18 protein-coding genes are annotated in these 17,494 nt (G+C 73.7%); 13 read left to right on the top strand and 5 right to left on the bottom strand.

Annotated elements, in window-relative coordinates:
- Window positions 1–22 precede the first annotated feature (22 nt).
- A complete protein-coding gene (locus ACYVOO_RS14425; protein ID WP_461016058.1) occupies window positions 23–499 on the bottom strand; it encodes a MarR family winged helix-turn-helix transcriptional regulator in 477 nt (158 codons plus the stop codon).
- Window positions 500–667: 168 nt separating this feature from the next.
- Here ACYVOO_RS14425 and ACYVOO_RS14420 point away from each other — a divergent pair, with 168 nt between their 5' ends.
- The 3 genes from ACYVOO_RS14420 to ACYVOO_RS14410 all read left to right on the top strand — a co-directional run bounded on the left by ACYVOO_RS14420 (window position 668) and on the right by ACYVOO_RS14410 (window position 2,979).
- Window positions 668–1,654 (top strand): amidohydrolase family protein, encoded by a 987-nt coding sequence (locus tag ACYVOO_RS14420; protein WP_461016057.1) that lies wholly within the window; start codon window positions 668–670, stop codon window positions 1,652–1,654.
- A 65-nt stretch (window positions 1,655–1,719) separates the two neighbouring features.
- Entirely contained in the window at window positions 1,720–2,436 is a 717-nt protein-coding gene (locus ACYVOO_RS14415; protein WP_461016056.1) for an SDR family NAD(P)-dependent oxidoreductase, read from the top strand.
- A 96-nt stretch (window positions 2,437–2,532) separates the two neighbouring features.
- Window positions 2,533–2,979 (top strand): TIGR03618 family F420-dependent PPOX class oxidoreductase, encoded by a 447-nt coding sequence (locus ACYVOO_RS14410; RefSeq protein WP_461016055.1) that lies wholly within the window; start codon window positions 2,533–2,535, stop codon window positions 2,977–2,979.
- An 11-nt stretch (window positions 2,980–2,990) separates the two neighbouring features.
- Here the strand turns inward: ACYVOO_RS14410 and ACYVOO_RS14405 are convergent, their stop codons facing one another.
- Window positions 2,991–3,857: an alpha/beta fold hydrolase gene (locus tag ACYVOO_RS14405; RefSeq protein ID WP_461016181.1), complete on the bottom strand. Its 867-nt coding sequence runs from the start codon at window positions 3,855–3,857 to the stop codon at window positions 2,991–2,993.
- A gap of 218 nt (window positions 3,858–4,075) precedes the next feature.
- Between ACYVOO_RS14405 and ACYVOO_RS14400 the strand changes: the two genes are divergently transcribed.
- The 4 genes from ACYVOO_RS14400 (at window position 4,076) to ACYVOO_RS14385 (ending at window position 7,673) form a co-directional block, all read left to right on the top strand.
- Window positions 4,076–4,846, top strand: coding sequence for a TetR/AcrR family transcriptional regulator (locus tag ACYVOO_RS14400; RefSeq protein WP_461016180.1), 771 nt, complete (start codon window positions 4,076–4,078; stop codon window positions 4,844–4,846).
- 155 nt (window positions 4,847–5,001) lie between these two features.
- Complete coding sequence (locus ACYVOO_RS14395) at window positions 5,002–5,376, top strand: YciI family protein (RefSeq protein WP_461016054.1); 375 nt, start codon at window positions 5,002–5,004, stop codon at window positions 5,374–5,376.
- Window positions 5,377–5,448: 72 nt separating this feature from the next.
- The gene (locus ACYVOO_RS14390) at window positions 5,449–6,804 is read left to right on the top strand and encodes an RNA polymerase sigma factor (protein WP_461016053.1); all 1,356 of its coding nucleotides are present in this window, start codon (window positions 5,449–5,451) and stop codon (window positions 6,802–6,804) included.
- Window positions 6,805–7,085: 281 nt separating this feature from the next.
- Window positions 7,086–7,673 (top strand): hypothetical protein, encoded by a 588-nt coding sequence (locus tag ACYVOO_RS14385; protein WP_461016052.1) that lies wholly within the window; start codon window positions 7,086–7,088, stop codon window positions 7,671–7,673.
- Here ACYVOO_RS14385 and ACYVOO_RS14380 read toward each other — a convergent pair.
- Window positions 7,557–8,861: an ROK family transcriptional regulator gene (locus tag ACYVOO_RS14380; RefSeq protein WP_461016051.1), complete on the bottom strand. Its 1,305-nt coding sequence runs from the start codon at window positions 8,859–8,861 to the stop codon at window positions 7,557–7,559. The two genes, ACYVOO_RS14385 and ACYVOO_RS14380, sit on opposite strands and share 117 nt — an antisense overlap.
- A 94-nt stretch (window positions 8,862–8,955) precedes the next feature.
- Between ACYVOO_RS14380 and ACYVOO_RS14375 the strand changes: the two genes are divergently transcribed.
- Window positions 8,956–10,164: an MFS transporter gene (locus ACYVOO_RS14375; protein WP_461016050.1), complete on the top strand. Its 1,209-nt coding sequence runs from the start codon at window positions 8,956–8,958 to the stop codon at window positions 10,162–10,164.
- 467 nt (window positions 10,165–10,631) lie between these two features.
- Here the strand turns inward: ACYVOO_RS14375 and ACYVOO_RS14370 are convergent, their stop codons facing one another.
- On the bottom strand, window positions 10,632–11,324 hold the full coding sequence (locus ACYVOO_RS14370; RefSeq protein WP_461016049.1) for a TetR/AcrR family transcriptional regulator: 693 nt from the start codon (window positions 11,322–11,324) through the stop codon (window positions 10,632–10,634).
- 51 nt (window positions 11,325–11,375) lie between these two features.
- Between ACYVOO_RS14370 and ACYVOO_RS14365 the strand changes: the two genes are divergently transcribed.
- From ACYVOO_RS14365 to ACYVOO_RS14350, 4 genes are all read left to right on the top strand, one after another.
- Window positions 11,376–12,563 carry an FAD-dependent oxidoreductase gene (locus ACYVOO_RS14365; protein WP_461016048.1) on the top strand — a complete coding sequence of 396 codons (1,188 nt, stop codon included), beginning with the start codon at window positions 11,376–11,378 and terminating at the stop codon, window positions 12,561–12,563.
- A gap of 138 nt (window positions 12,564–12,701) precedes the next feature.
- On the top strand, window positions 12,702–13,511 hold the full coding sequence (locus ACYVOO_RS14360) for an EF-hand domain-containing protein (protein WP_461016047.1): 810 nt from the start codon (window positions 12,702–12,704) through the stop codon (window positions 13,509–13,511).
- A gap of 160 nt (window positions 13,512–13,671) precedes the next feature.
- On the top strand, window positions 13,672–14,640 hold the full coding sequence (locus tag ACYVOO_RS14355) for a D-2-hydroxyacid dehydrogenase family protein (RefSeq protein ID WP_461016179.1): 969 nt from the start codon (window positions 13,672–13,674) through the stop codon (window positions 14,638–14,640).
- A gap of 146 nt (window positions 14,641–14,786) precedes the next feature.
- Complete coding sequence (locus tag ACYVOO_RS14350) at window positions 14,787–15,785, top strand: aldo/keto reductase (RefSeq protein ID WP_461016046.1); 999 nt, start codon at window positions 14,787–14,789, stop codon at window positions 15,783–15,785.
- A 47-nt stretch (window positions 15,786–15,832) separates the two neighbouring features.
- Here ACYVOO_RS14350 and ACYVOO_RS14345 read toward each other — a convergent pair whose 3' ends face one another.
- Window positions 15,833–16,402, bottom strand: coding sequence for a histidine phosphatase family protein (locus ACYVOO_RS14345; RefSeq protein WP_461016045.1), 570 nt, complete (start codon window positions 16,400–16,402; stop codon window positions 15,833–15,835).
- Between the two features lie 159 nt (window positions 16,403–16,561).
- Here ACYVOO_RS14345 and ACYVOO_RS14340 point away from each other — a divergent pair, with 159 nt between their 5' ends.
- Window positions 16,562–17,182, top strand: coding sequence for a DUF6461 domain-containing protein (locus ACYVOO_RS14340; RefSeq protein WP_461016044.1), 621 nt, complete (start codon window positions 16,562–16,564; stop codon window positions 17,180–17,182).
- Window positions 17,183–17,494: the final 312 nt, after the last annotated feature.

Raw genomic sequence — 17,494 nt, 5'->3', positions numbered from 1 at the left:
TCATCCGCCTCGTCGTGGCTGGTCACCGCGCCGCGCCCTGGCCCTTCCTGGCAGGGTCCGCAGCGGCGCGGGTGCGGTCGAGGAGCTGCGACTCGATGCGCCGGAGCGTGGTGATCACCGCATCCGCCTCGGCGGCGTCGGGCACGGTCTCGTCCAGAAGGCGGCTCCAGGCGTCCTGGAGATACCCCAGGTTCTCGCCCGCCTTCCGCGTCGGATACAGGCGCACGCGCCGGGCGTCGTCGGGGTCGGCCTCGCGGCGCACCAGCTCCTTCTGCTCCAGCTTGCGCAGCGCCCGGCTGAAGTTGCTGGAGATGAGCCGCGTCGCCTCGGCCGCCTGACTCGCGGTGGCGCCCGGCTGATGGTCGATGTAGCGCATGACCGCCGCTTCGAGCGGCGTCCATGACTCCGCCGCGTCCGCCTTGGCGGCGTGCAGGTGCCGACTGATCGCCAGGATCAGGTCGGCCAGCTCGAACAGTCTGGCCTTCTGTGTCTCGTCCACTCCTTCAGTGTATTTTACCTGTCATTCGATAGTTATCACTTGACAGGTAACAGGGTGTCGCTTAGCTTTGCCCATGTATGGCGGGAAACATCTCGTTCGGGGCCCGGGTGCCCGTGGCCCCCGCCACCCCTCCTCCGCTCCCCCATTCCTCCCGAAGGAACGCTGACCATGCCCCTCATCGGCATCGAAGAACACTGGATGCTGCCGGAGCTGACCTCCGCCCTCGAAGCCGTCGTCCACCCGGACGAGAGCCTCGCCTTCAACAAGCGGGGTGACACCGGCCGGCGGCTCGAAGACCTCGGCACCGGCCGGATCGCCACCATGGACGCCCAGGGCATCGACGTCGCCGTCCTCGCCCTCACGCCGCCCGGAACCCAGTCGCTGCCCCCCGAGGAGGCGGTCGCGCTCAGCCGCCTCGCGAACGACACCGCCGCTGCCGCGGTGAGCGCCCACCCGATGCGGTTCAGATCACTGTCGACGCTGCCGATGTCGTCCCCGCGCCACGTCGCCGCCGAACTCGAACGCGCCGCGGTCCAGGGCCACGTGGGAAGCATGGTCTACGGGCGGTCCGGCGAGCGCTTCCTGGACGATCCCGTCTACGACGACTTCTTCGCCGCTGCCGCCGCACTGCGCCAGCCGGTCTTCATCCACCCGCAGATCCCCTCCGACGCGCTGCGCGACGCCGCCTACCGTGGCTTCGACCCCATGACCGATCTGGCTCTGGCCACCTTCGGCTGGGGCTGGCACCTGGAAGCGGCGACGGCGGCACTGCGGCTCGTCCTGCGCGGCACCTTCGACCGCCACCCCGGCCTCCAGATCGTGCTGGGCCACTGGGGCGAGCTGCTGCTCTTCTGGCTGGACCGGGCCGACAGCCTCTCCCGCCTCGCCGGTCTCGAACGCCCGGTCTCGGACTACGTCCGCACGAACGTCTTCGTCACGGCCTCGGGAATGCTCAACCCCGCCCTGCTGCGGCACGCCCTGACGGTGACGACGGTCGACCGGCTGATCTTCTCCACCGACTACCCCTTCCAGCAGCCCGGCCGGGCGGAGATCGACGCCTTCTTCGGTCACCTCGCCACCGACACGGACCGGCACAAGGTCCGCTCGGCCAACGCCGCCGCCCTCTTCGGCATCGACCTCGCCACACCCCACTGACCTCTGCCTCCCCTGACCTCTGACCTCTGCCCCTGACCCGACCAGCGCTACGGAGACGACGCGACATGACGCAGCAGCCCAGCGCGCACGAGCACACCCCCACCGCCCTGATCGTCGGCGCGTCCCGCGGGCTCGGGTGCGCCATGGCGGCCGAACTCGCCGACCGGGGATGGTCGGTCATCGGCACCGTCAGGGGCACGGCCCGCACCCCGCTGCACGACCTCGCCGACCGCCGCCCCGAACAGATCCGCGTGGAACACCTCGACATCACCGAACCCGAGCAACTCGCGCCCCTGCGCGAGCGCCTGGCCGGAACGCGGCTCGACGTCCTGTTCGTGAACGCGGGCACCACCAACAACGAACAGGCACCCATCGGAGACGTCCCCACGCAGGACTTCATCGAGGTCATGGTCACCAACGCGCTCAGCCCCCTGCGCGTCATCGAGGCGCTCGACGGCCTGGTGAGCCCCAGCGGCCTCATCGGCGTGATGTCCTCTGGGCAGGGCAGCGTCGCCAACAACACCACCGGAGGGCGCGAGGTCTACCGCGGCAGCAAGGCGGCCCTCAACATGTACATGCGCAGCTACGCCGCCCGCCAGGCGGACACCGACCGCGCCCTGCTGCTGATGGCGCCGGGCTGGATACGCACCGAACTCGGCGGCGAGGACGCGCCGTACACCGTGAAGGAGAGCATCCCGCTCCTCGTGGACGTCCTGCTCTCCCGCCTGGACACCAAGGGCCTGGCATACCTGGACCGCTTCGGCCGGCCCGTCCCCTGGTGACCGCACCGACGGCCCGGAGCCGGAGCCGGAACCGGAACCGGACCGGGGCCGCTCCCCCCGGACCGTCGCGATGATCATGATTGGTAGCCTCCCGGGATGACTGCGACCTTCGACGAAGCCGTCCGCGCCCGCCTGAAAGCCCCCCTCATCTGGTACGTCGGGACCGTGTTCCCCGATGGAGCGCCGCAGGTCAGCCCCATGTGGGTGGACCTGGAGGGCGAGAACGAGCTGACGTTCAACACCTCCGTCGGCCGGGTGAAGGAGGAGAACCTGCGCCACGACCCCCGCGTCTACCTCTCGCACGCGGACGCCGCCAACCCCTTCGACCGCGTACAGATCAGCGGCGAGGTCGCCCGCTTCATCGAGGGCAAGGAGGCGCACGAGCGGATGGACCGGCTCGCCCAGAAGTACCTGGGCAGCGAGCGGTTCGAGTGGATCATGCCCGGCGAGGAGCGCGTCGCGGTGGTCGTGCGCCCGACCAAGGTGCGGCACATCGTCGGGGTGGAGCGGTTCCGTCCCGGCGGCCCGGTCCCCGCGTCCTGACCACCGTCACATCAGCGCGCCGCGCCGCCCGCGTCGGCGAGGGCGCGGACCTCGGCCGTGACGGTCTCCCACGCGGGCGCGGGAAGCTCGTGGCCGACGCCTGGCAGGAGGACCAGGCGCGCGCCGGGAACCCGGGAGGCGATCGCGCGGGCCGCGGCGGGCCTGATGAGGGGGTCGTCCTCCCCGTGCAGCACGAGTGCGGGCCGGGTGAGGGCGCTGATCGGCGGGCCGTGCCAGCGGGCGCCGATCTGGCGGCTCTGCGCCCGCTGGTCGTGCACCCCGCTGTCCGCGTTGCGCTCGGCGGCGGCGCGGGCGGCCCGCTCGTCGAAGGGCCGGTTCGGCGAGGCGAGGAGGCGGGACACGGCGACGCCCGCCTCGACGGCACCTTCGCGCGTGTCCGGGAACCTCAGCCGGGCGAACTTCGCCAGCGTGCCCGCGCGTACGTACCGCAGGGTGCGCGGCCCCGCGATGTCTCCGGGAACGGCCGCCATGGACGTGAGCGAGCGGACGCGCTCCGGGTGGCGCAGCGCCACGCGCTGGGCGACGGCGCCGCCGAGCGAGACGCCCAGGAGATGCGCCGACGGCCACCCGAGCGCGCTCATGACCGCGACGGCGTCGTCCGCCATGTCCTCGGCCGAGTAAGCCTCCGCGCGCCGCCTGGTGAGCAGCGCGGAGACCGGGGAGCGCGTGGAGGTGGGCGGCAGATGGGCCGACTCGCCGCCGTCGCGCTGGTCGTACCGGGCGACGGCGAAGCCCCGCGCGGCCAGCATCGCGCACAGCCCGTCGGGGACCCAGAACCGGTTGACGCCCAGACCCGTGACCAGCAGCAGCGGCTCACCGTCGGCGCCCTCCGTCAGCCGGTCGAAGGCCAGCCGCACCGAGCCGTTCGCGGCCCAGCGGACCGGGCTCCAGACGGGCGCGCCAGGTGCGGCGGACGAGACGGATGCGGCGGATGCGACGGGTTCCGGTGACGATGCCACAGGACCACCTCCCCTTGCTCTTTTACTGCGATCAGCGTTCGCAGTTTTACTCTAGAGGCCCCGCCCCGGGACCGGAAGAGGCGGGTGGAGGAGGCTGGGGCACGATGGCGGGCGGAATGGCGGACGAGACGACGGACAGGGCGGCAGCCAGGGCGGCGGGACCGGTGACGGTCTGGGACCGGCCCGAGCGCGGCGCCCGCGGCCCCGCCGCAGGTCACAGCCGCGCCGAGCTGGCCGCCACTGCCGTCGGGCTGGCCGACCGGCGCGGACTCGCCGCGGTGTCCACGCGCCAGGTGGCCAAGGAGCTGGGCGTCGGCCAGTCGTCCCTCTACCGCTACATCTCCAGCCGCGAGGACCTGCTCGACCTGATGACGGACGCGGTGACGGGCGAGACCGACCTCGACGTCCCGCTCAGCGGCGATCCCGTCGAGGATCTGCTGGCCCTGGCCGTCAGGACCAAGGACGTGCACCTGCGGCACCCCTGGTTGTCCGACGTCCCGCCGGAGCCCCTCCGGCTGGGCCCGCGCGGCCTGGCCTATCTGGAGTACGCGCTACGGGCCATGGCTCCGACGCGGCTGCCGGGACCGGCCAAGCTGGAGGCGGTCGCCGTACTGAGCGCCCTCGTCGCGCAGTTCGCGCGCGCCGAACAGGCTGAACGGCTGGGTGCCCGCGCGGGCACCGGCCGCCAGGCGGCGCAGGCCGCGTATCTGCGCGCGGCCGCGGCACAGGGCGATCACCCGCACCTCGCGGCGGCCCTGGCCCCCTCCGGCCCACCGGAAGCGGACCCGGACCCGGACTCGGACCAGCCCCAGCTCCAGGCCCAGCCCCAGGACGCGGAGTCCCTGTTCCCCCGCACGATGCGACGGGTCCTCGCCGCGCTCGTCTAGCAGCACGCGCGCTCGTACGCTCGGCGGACGGGTCCGCGCGGCGCGGAAAAAATTCCGGGGAGAATTTCCGGGGAGCTGTCGATCCGGGCGACTCCCGTTCGACGCAAGGGTGAGAGGCGGGGAACACGCCCCGCCCTCCCGACCGAGGAGTCACCATGCCGCGCTACCTGACGATGATCCGTATGGACGAGCAGAACGCCCCCACGGACGCTCCGGGCCCCGAGTTCGACGAGCGCATGGGTGCGCTGTTCGAGGAGATCACCAAGGCCGGGGTCATGCTGGACACGGCCGGGCTCGGCCCCAGCGCCGAGGGCACCCGGGTCACCTGGTCCGGCGGCAGGCTCAGCTACACCGACGGCCCGTTCACCGAGACCAAGGAGGTCGTCGGCGGCTACTCCATCATCCAGGCGAAGGACAAGGCCGAGGCCGTCGAGTGGACCAACCGCTTCCTGCGGATCCACCCGGAGCACTGGAAGATCACGGCCGAGGTCCGCGAGATCGTCGAGGGCCCGGACGTGACCGCGAGCTGATCCCGGCCGCCTGCCGGCCCGCCTGCCAGGAAGGCGCTTGCCGCTCCCCCGGGCTGCTGCTCTGATGTGCCCGTGACGGCAGAGAGCACGGAAGAGCACACGGCGCGAAGCACGGCGCAGGGCACATCCGGGGGTACGGCGGGAAGCACGGCCGAGGCGGTCGAGGCGGTGTTCCGGATCGAGTCCGCGCGGATCATCGCCGGGGTCACCCGCATCGTGCGGGACGTGGGCATCGCCGAGGAGCTGGCGCAGGACGCGCTGGTCGCCGCGCTGGAGCGGTGGCCACGGGCGGGCGTCCCGGACAACCCGGGCGCCTGGCTCATGGCCACCGCGAAGCACCGCGCGATCGATCTCGTACGGCGGCAGGAGACCTACGCGCGCAAGCTGGCCGAGGTCGGGCGCTCCCTGGAGGACGTGCCGCCGCCGGGCGCGGGCGACGCCGTCGAGGACGCCGACGGATTCGACGGTATCGACGGCATCGACGACGACCTGCTGCGGCTGATCTTCACCGCGTGCCACCCCGTGCTGTCGACGGAGGCCAGGGTCGCGCTCACCCTGCGCCTGCTGGGCGGGCTGACCACGGCCGAGATCGCCCGCGCCTTCCTCGTCGGCGAGGCGACGGTCGCCCAGCGCATCGTGCGCGCGAAGCGGACGCTGGCCAAGGCGGCGGTCCCCTTCGAGGTGCCCTACGGGGCCGACCGCGCTGGCCGCGTCGCCTCCGTCCTGGAGGTCATCTACCTCGTCTTCAACGAGGGTTACTCCGCCACCGCGGGTGACGACCTCGTCCGCCCGGCGCTGTGCGAGGACGCGCTCCGGCTGGCCCGCGTGCTGGCAGGGCTGATGCCCCGGGAGCCCGAGGTGCACGGGCTGGTCTCGCTCCTGGAGTTCCAGTCCTCGCGCATCGCGGCCCGTACGGGCCCGGACGGCGAGCCCGTGCTGCTCGCCGACCAGAACCGCGCGCACTGGAACCGTCCGCTCATGCGCCGGGGCGCCGAGGCTCTGCTGCGCGCGGGGCGCGGCCCGTACTCCGTGCAGGCCGCCATCGCCGCGTGCCATGCGCGGGCGCTCCGCTACGAGGACACGGACTGGGCGGCCATCGCCGCGCTGTACGGCAGGCTGATGGCGCTGACCCCGTCCCCTGTCGTGGAGCTGAACCGCGCGGTCGCCGTCTCCATGGCCGAGGGGCCCGAGGCCGGGCTGCGCGTGGTGGACGTGCTGGCAGGGGAACCGGCGCTGAAGGACTACCACCTGCTGCCGAGCGTCAGGGGCGACCTCCTGGAGCGGCTGGGCCGACGGGGCGAGGCACGCGCGCAGTTCGCGCTGGCGGCGTCCCTGGCCCGCAACGGACGCGAGCGGCAGCTCCTCCTTGAACGGGCGGAACGAGCGGAACGGACCGCTCGCGCGGCGGCCGGGCCCGACGGGTCCTGACCAGCGCCACCGACCGGAGGACGGCGCCGGGGTGTTGAACCGCACCCCGTACACGGGACCGCACTCACCCCGCACACGGGGCCGTATGCGAAATCCCTCCGCATACGTGAACCTTTGCCGCCGGGCGACCGTCATACCTCGTGTCCCGTACACGCGGAGCCGTCTGGTCCGGTCCGGCGCTTCGCGCGCGGCCTCCGAAGCCGGAGGCCGAGGGGAGCACACGCCCCAGGCACGGTGCTCGACACGTCACGGCTCCGTCGACGAATCCCCTTGGAGCCTCCGTGCCGCTGCGCATCGCGATCACCGCTGAGCCGATACCTTCGCATGTGTCCGCGCTCGACCACGTCATCGGCCCGGCCGTCGAGCAGGGGCATGACGTCACGCTCCACGCGCCCCTCATGTTCCGCGGCGAAGCACGGCGACGCGGTGTGGGGTTCCGCAGGGCGGGGACGAGCTGGACATGCGATCCCGCCGTCCAGCGGACGGCGAGCGAGGTCTGGCGGGAGTGGGGGAACGCGCACTTCAACCGGTACGTCTTCGGTCAGCTCTGGCCGGAGCGGGCCGGGGCGAAGGCCCGCGATCTGCTCACCGCGTGGACCCGGGAGCGGCCCGATCTGGTGATCGCCGAGTGCAGCGATCCCGGCGCGCAGCTCGCGGCGACGGTCCTCGGTCTGCCGCTGCTCGCGGCGGACAACGGCCTCGGCCCGGTGCTGCTGGAGCTGCGGGAACTGCGGGAGCTGCGGGAGCGCGCGTTACTCGCGCGGCCCGAAGAGTTCGTCCTGCGCCGCGTCGCGGGCGACGAGCAGCGCGCCACGCAGGACGGCGGCGCCGCCGAGAGTCCCGGCCCGTACCTCCGTACGCAGCGGTGACAGCCGCAGCAGCCGCTCCTCGACGCGGGTGGCCAGCGCCTTGCCGCCCGCGTGGCCGACCTCGCCGCCGAGCACCACGCAGCCGGGGTCGAGGACGGCGGCGACGGACGCCGCGCCCAGCGCGACCCGGTCGGCCAGCACGTCCAGGAACGCGTCGCCCGCCGCGCCCGCCGAGAGCGCGGCGCGCACCAGCCCGGCGGCGGGCGGGGTCGCCGTGCCCCCGGCGTCCTCCGTCGCGCCACCCTCCTCGTTCTCCGGCGGCGCCGCGTCCCGCGCCACGACCCCGTGCTCCTCCGCCAGTTCGACGAGCGCGGCGCCGCCCACGAGGGAGTCGAACCCGCCGTCGCACCCCGTCGCCGACGGCAGCCCGGACGTCCCTGGCACCGGCAGGAAGCCGATCTCGCCCGCGCCGCCCGAGACCCCGCGCCGCAGTTGCCCGTCCAGGACGACGGCGGCGCCGGTGCCGTAGCCGAGCCAGAGGAAGACGAAGGTGTCGCGGTCGCGCGCCGCGCCCGCGCGCTGTTCGGCGACGGCGGCGAGGTTCGTCTCGTTCTCGACGGTCACGGTCGCACCGGCACCGGCACCGGCACCGGCACCGCCGCCCGCAACCCCGGTCCGCCGTTCCCGCAGCGCCTCGACGAGCCTGCCGTGCCAGGCCGACGTGCCGCTGGTCGCCCGCAGTGCGCCGGTCGCGGGATCGACCAGACCGGGGGCCCCGATGACGATGTGGCGCAGCCGTGCGGCGCCCGCCTCCCCCACGGTGCGCTCCAGCAGCGCCACGGCCCGCTCGACGGCGGGCTCCGCGCCGCCCGCGCCGGGGGGCCACGCACCCGGCCCCGGACCCGTCGCGCCGTCGACGGGCAGGGACGCCTCGGCCAGGGTGCTGCCGAGCAGGTCGGCGACGCCGACGCGGACGCTGTCGGTGCGCACGTCGAGCGCGGCGAGGTGGGCGCGGTCGGCCACGATCCCGTAGAGCCGCGCGTTCGGCCCGCGCCGCCGCGCCCCCGCCTCGCCGACGACCGCGATCAGGCCGGAGGCCTGGAGCCGTTCCACGAGGTCGGCGACGGTGGGGCGGGAGAGCCCCGTCAGGGTCTTGAGCTGACCCGCCGTCAGGGGGCCCTCTTCCTGGAGGTACTGGAGGGCGAGCCGGTCGTTCATGGCCCGGGCGGTGCTCGGTGATGCGGGCATGGCGGGATTCTCTCTCAGTATTCTTTTCCCTTTTTATCAGGCAGGGTTCCTGATAGTTTACGCGCCAGCCTGACCAGCGAGGAAAAGGGGCAGCATGCCGGGGGACACCGAGTTCACCACCCGCCAGGTGCGCCGCGCGCGCGTCGCCGTCGCCGTGGTCTTCTGCGTCCACGGCTCCGTCACCGGGAGCTTCGCCACCCGTGTCCCGTGGATCCAGGAGCACGCCTCGCTCAGCGCGGGCCAGCTCGGGCTGGCCCTCGCCTTCCCCGCCATCGGCGCCTCCGTGGCGATGCCGCTGGCCGGTGCCGTCAGCCACCGCTTCGGAGCGCGCACGGCGCTGCGCGGACTCCTCGCGCTGTGGACGCTCTCGCTCACCCTGCCCGCGCTCGCGCCGAACCTGTTCACGCTGTGCGCGGCGCTGTTCGTCTACGGCGCGACGTCGGGCATGTCGGACGTCGCGATGAACGCGCTGGGCATCGAGACCGAGAACCGCCTCGGCCGCTCGATCATGTCCGGGCTGCACGGCATGTGGAGCACGGGCGCGCTGATCGGCTCGGCCGCCGGCACCGTCGCCGCCCATCTGGGGGCCGACGCACGACTCCACCACGCCCTCGCCGCCGCCGCGTTGACGGTGCTCGGCCTCGTCGCCTGCCAGGGGGTGCTGGACCTGCGCAGCACCGCCGACGAGGAGGCGCCGCCGCGCTTCGCGCTCCCGCCGAAGTCGTCGCTGGCCATCGGCCTCGTCGGCTTCTGCGCGGTGTTCGCCGAGGGCGCCAGCCTCGACTGGTCCGCGGTCTATCTGCGCGACACCCTCGACACCTCGGCCGGCCTCGCCGCGGCCTCCACCACGGCCTTCGCACTGACGATGGCGGTGGCCCGGATCGCGGGCGACCGGGTGGTGGACCGCTTCGGCCCGGTGCGGACCGTGCGCGTGGGCGGCGTGCTGGCCACGGCGGGCGGGCTGCTCGTCGTCGTGGCACCGCACCCGGCCGTGGCGATGTCCGGCTTCGGGTGCATGGGGCTCGGCGTGGCCGTGGTCGTGCCCCTGGCGTTCGCGGCGGCGGGACGCAGCGGCCCGAACCCGAGCCAGGCCATCGCGGGCGTCGCGACGATCACGTACACCTCGGGCCTCATCGCGCCCTCGGCGATCGGCGCGGTGGCCGACGTGACGTCACTGGTCGTGTCGTTCGGACTGGTCACCGTGCTGGCCTGCGGGCTGGTCCTCGGCGCCGGGGTGCTGCGCGCCGCGAGCCGCGAGGTGACGACGAAGACGGCGGACGGGGAGCACCGGTACAGCGGCTGACGCCGAACCGGCCGGTCAGCGTGGCCGGTCCGGGGCTCGGGCGCGGCGACGCGGAGGGCGCGGCCCTGGCCGCGCCGTACGGTGACGCCGTGGCCGAGCGCGGCTCGTCCGGCGGGCTCCAGCCCGGCGGCGCGGCGGGAGTCCGAGGGCCTTGCCCGGCATGTCGGAGGGAGAAGGTGCCCGGTGCCGCGCACGAGGCGGAACGGCTCGGAGACGCGCACAGTGCCGCCCGGCCGCACGCGGGTGAGCGGTTCGCGGAACCGGCGCCCGGGCCCTCCCCGGAGACGACCGGGCCCTCGACCCCGGCCCCGGCCCCGCTCACCTCCGGCGGGAGCCGCGGGAGCCGCGGGAGCGGCGGGAGCCGCGGGAGCGGCGGGAGCCGCGGGAGCCGCGGGAGCCGCGGGAGCCGCGGGAGCCGCGGGAGCCGCGGGAGCCGCGGGAGCCGCGGGAGCCGCGGGAGCTGAGCGTCACGCCTGCGGCCTGGCGAGCCTGGCGGCCACGGCGTCGAGGACCCAGTCCAGGCCCGTCGCGAAGGATGTCTCGGCGTCCACGTCCGTGCCGTCGTACACGGCCTTGGCCAACGCCGGGAAGCGGCCCGTGGCCAGCATTTTCGTCATGTGGGGGCCGTGGGCGCGCTGCCAGTCGCGCTTGGACATGCCCGTAGCGCGCTCGGCCCGCAGGTTCGTGATCTCGCGCCTGATCGCGCCGGTGAAGTAGGCGCTGACAGTCTCCACGGCGCGCATGACGGTGTCGGTGTCGGCGAGGCCGTCGAGCGCTGCCAGCGTGGACTCGGCGACGGCGAGGCCGTTCGGGCCCAGGGCCGGACGGCCGCCGAGCAGGTCGGCCAGCCATTCGTGGCGGAGAGCGGTCCGCCTGGTGCCGTGGGCGAGGGCGCGCAGCGCCTCCCGCCAGTCACCTGACCGCTCCTCGGGGAGAATCTCGGCCTGGACCTCGTCCACCATGAGGTCGAACAGCTCCTCCTTGGTGGAGATGTATCCGTACAGCCGCATCGGGCCCGCGTTCAGCCGGGCGGCGACCTTCCGCAACGACACCGCTTCCAGCCCGCCCTCGTCGGCCAGCGCGACGGCGGCGGTGACGATCCGCTCACGGTCGAGCGGCACGGGTCGAGTCGGCGGCTCCGGACGGTCCCACACAGTCATGGCCACACCGTACTGTCGCGATCCATCACCATGGCAATACAGTGTATCGACATGAGACACCGTATCGCCGTTGTCGGGGGCGGCCCCGCCGGACTCACCTTCGCCCGCGTCCTGCACCGCCACGGGCACCCCGTCACCGTCCTCGAACGCGACGCGGCACCCGACGCGCGTCCCCCGGGCGGCACGCTGGACCTGCACGAAGGGCTGGGCCAGCGCGCGCTGGACAAGGCGGGGCTGCTGGCGGAGTTCCAGGCGCTGGCACGCGCCGAGGGGCAGGCCATGCGCATCCTGGACACGGACGGGACGGTCCTGCGCGACTGGCCGCCCCGCCCAGATGACCGTGCCAACCCCGAGATCGACCGCGGGCAACTCCGTGACCTGCTGCTCGGCACTCTCGACGTCCAGTGGGGCCGGGGCGTGACGCGGGTGGTGCCGGGGACGCGGGACGGTGTACTGGTCCATTTCGCGGACGGGCGGCAGGAGGCGTTCGACCTCGTGGTCGGCGCGGACGGCGCCCGGTCCCGGACCCGCCCGGCGGTCTCGTCGGTGACGCCGTACTACACCGGCGTCACCTTCGTCGAGACCTCCCTCGACGACGTCGACACCCGCCACCCTCACCTCGCCCGGCTGATCGGCGACGGTTCCGTGGCGGTGTACGGGGTGAACCGAGCGCTCGTCGCCCAGCGCAACAGCGGCGGCCACGTCAAGGTCTACGCCCAGTTCCGCGCGCCGCTGGACCGGCCCACACACCTGGACCTGGGCCGGGACCTGGACCTGGACGACGTCGAGGCCGTGCGGTCGGGTCTGCTGGCCATGTTCGACGGCTGGGCCGCTCCCGTCCTCGACCTCCTCCGTCACGGCACCGCCTTCGTCCACCGCCCCCTCCACGTCCTGCCCGTGTCCCACACCTGGACCCACGTCCCCGGAGTGACGTTGCTGGGCGACGCCGCCCATCTGATGCCCCCGTTGGGGGCGGGCGCGAACCTCGCGATGCTGGAGGGCGCCGAACTCGCCGAGTCCGTCGCCGCCGGACCTGGAGACCTGGACGAGGCCGTCCGCGCCTTCGAGGAACAGATGTGGGCACGGGCCGACAGGTGGGCGCGGATCACGACGGCCGGTCTGGAGCGCCTCGTGAGCCCGGACCCCGCCGAGGCCCTCGCCCTCTTCGACCAGGTCCAGTTCGACCAGGTCCAGTCGCCCGGTCACGGGAGTGGGCCCCGGGGTCAGTCACGGGAGTGAAACGCGTGCGCATCCGGGTGCATGAGTGATGGGGCGGGGCCGCGGGCGGGTACCGCGAAACGCGAGATCGGGCCCGCGCCGTCCGCGGCGGGGCCCCCGTAAGGCCCCGTAAGACCCCCGTAAGAGAGGACCCTTCCCATGCGCCGACTGAGCGCCGTAGCCCTCACCGCCACCGCCCTGTGCGGCATCGCGGCCGTCCCGGCCCACGCCGCTTCCGCCCCGGCGCCAAAGGCACCGTCCCAGGGCTGGGCCTTCCAGAGCGCCGACGGTGACAGCAACGGCGGAGTCACCCAAGAGGAGTTCATGGCGGCGTGGTTCGCGAACGACGGCGAGGGCTACGTACAGCCGACGCGGGCGTTCGAAAAGGCGGACCACGACGACGACGGGCGGCTCAGCCCCGACGAGTTCGACGAGGCGTCCGGCCCCCAGACCCCCGGCCAGAACCAGACTCCCGGACAGCAGGGCCAAACCCCCGGCCAGGAGCAGGCACCCGCCCAGTCCCAGCCGTCCGACCAGCAGCAGTCGCCCCGAGGCCAGCAGGACACCCCGGGCCAGGACCAGCCCCCCGCCCAGGGGCAGACCCCCAAGGAGACCCCGGCACCCGGCGACCAGCAGGACACGCCCGGTCAGGGCCAGGCACCCGGCAACCAGCAGGAGGCCCCCGGCCAGCAGGGCCAGACCCCCGGCCAGGAGCAGGCGCCGGGCCAGGAGAAGCAGGCCCCCGGCCAGCAGGGCAAGGCACCCGGCAACCTGCTGGACATCCCCGGCCAGGACCAGGCACCCGGTCAGCAGGAGCAGGCGCCTGGTCAGCAGGGCCAGACTCCCGGCCAGCAGGGGCAGACCCCGGGCCAGGAGCAGCAGGCTCCCGGCCAGCAGGGCCAGACGCCCGGTCAGCAGGGGCAGTCGCCCGAGTCCGGTGCGCAGGCGAAGATCCCGTCCGGGCTCTGACACCTCGTCACACCCCGTCGCACCCCGCGACACCGCGCCGTTCCCGCCCGCCCCGCCCGTCAGCGGGATGGGCGGGGACGGCGCACGCGTGAGCGGCCTGGGAAACTGGCACGCGGGCCGTGGCACCCGCGGCCTCCGCGACCGCTCGGAGGACACGAAGATGACGCTCCACTGTGCCGTTCTGGACGACTACCAGGGTGTCGCCCGCTCCCTGGCCGACTGGTCGTCGGGGCTCGGCGACGCGGTGGAGGTACGGACCGTACGGGAGCACATCGCGGACCACGACCGCCTCGTCGAGGAGATCGGCGACTGCGAGATCGTGGTCATCATGCGGGAGCGCACCCCGTTCCCCGAGGAACTGTTCGCCCGGCTCCCCCGGCTGCGGCTCCTCGTCACGTCCGGCATGCGCAACGCCTCCGTCGACCTCGCCGCCGCCGACCGGCACGGCGTGACCGTGTGCGGTACGGGCAGCGGTTCCGAGGCGCCCGTCGAGCTGACGTGGGCGCTGCTCCTCGGGCTGGCCAGGGGCCTCGTCCAGGAGAACACCGCGCTGCGCGAGGGCGGACCCTGGCAGAGCACGGTCGGCGCCGACCTGCACGGGAAGCGGCTCGGCCTGCTGGGGCTCGGCAAGATCGGCGGCAAGGTGGCACGCGTCGGCCAGGCGTTCGGCATGGACGTGGCGGCCTGGAGCCAGAACCTGACGGAGGAGCGCGCCGCGGACGTCGGCGCGCGGCGCGTCGAAACGAAGGAAGAGCTGCTGGAGACGAGCGACTTCGTCTCCGTCCACCTCGTGCTCGGCGACCGTACGCGCGGGCTGCTCGGCGCTGCCGAGCTGAGGCGGATGCGTCCGACGGCGTACCTCGTGAACACCTCACGCGCCGCGATCGTGGACCAGGACGCGCTGGCCGAGGCGCTGCGCGACGGCTGGATCGCGGGGGCCGGGGTGGACGTGTTCGAGGAGGAGCCGCTGCCCGTCGACCACCCGTACCGCTCCCTGCCGAATCTGCTGGCCACCCCGCACATCGGCTATGTGACCCGGCGCAACTACGAGGGGTACTTCCGCGAGGCGGTGGAGGACATCGCCGCCTGGCTCGCGGGCGAGCCCGTACGCCGTCTGCCCCTCTCCTGAACCGGACCGGCATCGGACCGGCACCGGCTGCCGCCCCTTCGCCCTCGGCGTCGCCGTCGGTCCGTTTGACCTGGAGTGCGCTCCAACTCCTACCGTCGTCGTCATCGGGCCTCGTACGGCGGGGCACACCCATTGGAGGCATCGGCATGACCACTCTCCCCACGAGTCTCCCCACGCGGCACCTCGGCGAACTGGCGGTCTCCGCGCAGGGTCTCGGCTGCATGGGCATGAGCCACGGGTACGGCTCGGCCGACGACGAGCAGTCGGTCGCGACGATCCACCGCGCGCTCGAACTCGGCGTCACCCTGCTGGACACCTCCGACTTCTACGGCGCGGGCCACAACGAGGAGCTGGTCGGCCGCGCCGTCGCCGACCGCCGCGACCAGGCGGTGGTGGCCACCAAGTTCGGCTTCGCCAACCGGCTCGGGGAGCCCACGGCGATCCGGGGCGACGCCGCGTACGTGCGGGAGGCGTGCGACGCCTCGCTGCGACGGCTCGGCCTCGACCACATCGACCTCTACTACCAGCACCGCGTCGACCCGGACGTGCCCATCGAGGAAACCGTCGGCGCGATGGCGGAGCTGGTGGCGGCGGGCAAGGTGCGGCACCTCGGCCTCTCCGAGGCGAGCGCGGCGACCATCAGGCGGGCGCACGCCGTGCACCCCATCGCGGCGCTCCAGAGCGAGTGGTCGCTGTGGACCCGGGACCTGGAGGCCGAGATCGCCCCCGTGTGCCGTGAACTGGGCATCGGCCTGGTGCCGTTCTCGCCGCTCGGCCGAGGCTTCCTCACCGGGCGCTACACCTCCGTCGAGGGGCTGGCCGAGAACGACATGCGGCGGAGCCAGCCCCGGTTCGCCGAGGGGAACCTCGACAAGAACCTCGCCATCGTCGCGAAGCTGGACGAGCTGGCCGCCGAGAAGGGCGTCACGGCGGGACAGCTCGCGCTGGCCTGGGTGCAGCACCGGGGCGACGACGTGGTGCCGATCCCGGGGACCCGTCGCCAGAAGTATCTGGAGGAGAACCTCGGCGCGGTCGCGATCGAGCTGTCCGACGACGACCTCGCCGCCATCGACGCGGCGGCCCCCGCCTCGGAGATCGCGGGCACCCGCTACGACGAGGGCAGCCTCGGCTTCGTCAACCGCTGACGCGCGGTGGGGCTCCGCTGGGACGCGGGGCCCCAGGTCACCCCAGGTCACCCCGTCAGGCTCAGGCTCCAGTCCCCCGCCCGCCCGGCGAGGGTGACGGTGGCCAGGGGCTGGACGTCGATGTGCCAGTACGAGTGGGGCGGGGCCTTCAGCGCGTAGCACAGCGCGGCGCGTACGACGGAGGGCTCGGCGACGGCGACGGCCCAGCCGCCGTTGCCCAGGGGACGGCTGTCGAGCCAGCCGCCGATGCGCTGGATGAACGCCAGCAGCGACTCGCCCCCGTGCGGCGCCGTGCGCGGGTCGCTGAGCCACAGGCTGACCCGGTCCGGCTCCACCTGGGCGACCTCCTGGAGCGTGTGGCCGCGCCAGCGGCCCATGTCGCAGTCGCGCAGGGAGGGCTGGGCGAGGGGGGAGAGCGCGAGCACGTCGCCCGTCTCGCGGCAGCGGGCCGACGGGGAGCAGTAGCGCAGCTCGGCCGCCGCCAGATGGGACAGGGCCGGGACCACGCGCCGTACCTCGTGCCAGCCCGCGGCGTCGAGCCCGCGATCGTCCTCGAAGCGCACATCGAGCGCGCCGGAGCTGCGCGCGGCGGCCAACAGCGTGAGGCGAACGTGCATTTGAGGATCGTAGAGCGGGACAGGCCCCGTGTTCGATAGCCGGGAGGCGAACGGGCGCACGCGGGCGCGGCCACGTATGCCCGGAGAGCACGCCATGCGCGGAAAAGGGCATTGCCAAACCCGGCGCGGGCCGCCGGTGACGCTGCCACGATGCGAGGCATGACGACTTCGCCGACCGCGCACGACTACACCTGGTTCCGCGAGCGGTTCCCCGACCTCGCCGAGGCGTACTGCGTGACACTGGTGGAGGGGCTGAGCCCGCGCGAAGCCCTGCTGCGGCTGGGGGTCAACAGCGAGATCCGCGTCCTGTGGGGTGTCCGCGCCCTGTGCGAGGCCGCCTTCGGCGACTGGGAGCTGTGGGACGGCGTGCGCGCCTTCGTCTCGGCCGCCGCCGTGGGGAACTGGGCCCTGGTCATCGAGCCGAACGGCTTCCTGGCCGCGGTGGAACAGGGCCAGGAGAAGCTGTCGCGGGGCACGCGTCAGATCACCTGCTTCAAGGGGGTCAGCGGGAACGAGCACTTCTCCTGGGTGGAGGACGGCGAGGCCCTGCTGGAGTTCGACCTGCTGACGCCCGGCGAGCGCTTCGGCCGCGAGGCGGACAAGGCGGCCGGGCAGATACGCGCGGCGGGCTTCGACCTCCGGGACGTCGAAGAGCCGGACGACGCGCTGTACGAGGAGGCGGCGTTCGCGCTCGCCGAACGCCTGACGGGCGTCCCCCTCGACGCCGACCTCCTGGACGGCGCCTCGTACCTCTGCGGAATGGCACCGGAACTGCCGTAGGCCGCCTGGGCGTGGTGGTCGCGGTGCGGACGGTTTGGACGCGGGGGTGGACACGGGTGTGGACGCGGTTCTCGCACTCGCGGCCGCTCGCGTCGGCCCGGGGCTGCCCGGGGCTGCCCGGGGCGGGGCCGCCTGCCCGACCCGGCTCGCGCTAGGCGACCGGACCAGCCGCCCGCCGCGATGACCGTGCTCAGCGCCGGGCCAAGTCCGCAGCCGGAACCGGAACCGTCCCGGACCGGACCCGGACGGCGCCGGGCACCGAACGGGCTCGCGCTCGGCGACCGGACCAGCCGCCCGCCGCGATGACCGTAC

The organism is Streptomyces daliensis (assembly GCF_054782395.1).
This window is presented reverse-complemented; position numbering and strand designations above follow the sequence as displayed.

Coding starts and splice junctions, on each gene's coding strand:
- ACYVOO_RS14365 (WP_461016048.1), top strand. CDS start 11,376: ATGAGACACCGTATCGCCGTTGTCGGGGGCGGCCCCGCCGGACTCACC.
- ACYVOO_RS14345 (WP_461016045.1), bottom strand. CDS start 16,402: ATGCACGTTCGCCTCACGCTGTTGGCCGCCGCGCGCAGCTCCGGCGCG.
- ACYVOO_RS14360 (WP_461016047.1), top strand. CDS start 12,702: ATGCGCCGACTGAGCGCCGTAGCCCTCACCGCCACCGCCCTGTGCGGC.
- ACYVOO_RS14410 (WP_461016055.1), top strand. CDS start 2,533: ATGACTGCGACCTTCGACGAAGCCGTCCGCGCCCGCCTGAAAGCCCCC.
- ACYVOO_RS14355 (WP_461016179.1), top strand. CDS start 13,672: ATGACGCTCCACTGTGCCGTTCTGGACGACTACCAGGGTGTCGCCCGC.
- ACYVOO_RS14370 (WP_461016049.1), bottom strand. CDS start 11,324: ATGACTGTGTGGGACCGTCCGGAGCCGCCGACTCGACCCGTGCCGCTC.
- ACYVOO_RS14400 (WP_461016180.1), top strand. CDS start 4,076: ATGGCGGACGAGACGACGGACAGGGCGGCAGCCAGGGCGGCGGGACCG.
- ACYVOO_RS14420 (WP_461016057.1), top strand. CDS start 668: ATGCCCCTCATCGGCATCGAAGAACACTGGATGCTGCCGGAGCTGACC.
- ACYVOO_RS14375 (WP_461016050.1), top strand. CDS start 8,956: ATGCCGGGGGACACCGAGTTCACCACCCGCCAGGTGCGCCGCGCGCGC.
- ACYVOO_RS14340 (WP_461016044.1), top strand. CDS start 16,562: ATGACGACTTCGCCGACCGCGCACGACTACACCTGGTTCCGCGAGCGG.
- ACYVOO_RS14380 (WP_461016051.1), bottom strand. CDS start 8,861: ATGCCCGCATCACCGAGCACCGCCCGGGCCATGAACGACCGGCTCGCC.
- ACYVOO_RS14395 (WP_461016054.1), top strand. CDS start 5,002: ATGCCGCGCTACCTGACGATGATCCGTATGGACGAGCAGAACGCCCCC.
- ACYVOO_RS14415 (WP_461016056.1), top strand. CDS start 1,720: ATGACGCAGCAGCCCAGCGCGCACGAGCACACCCCCACCGCCCTGATC.
- ACYVOO_RS14350 (WP_461016046.1), top strand. CDS start 14,787: ATGACCACTCTCCCCACGAGTCTCCCCACGCGGCACCTCGGCGAACTG.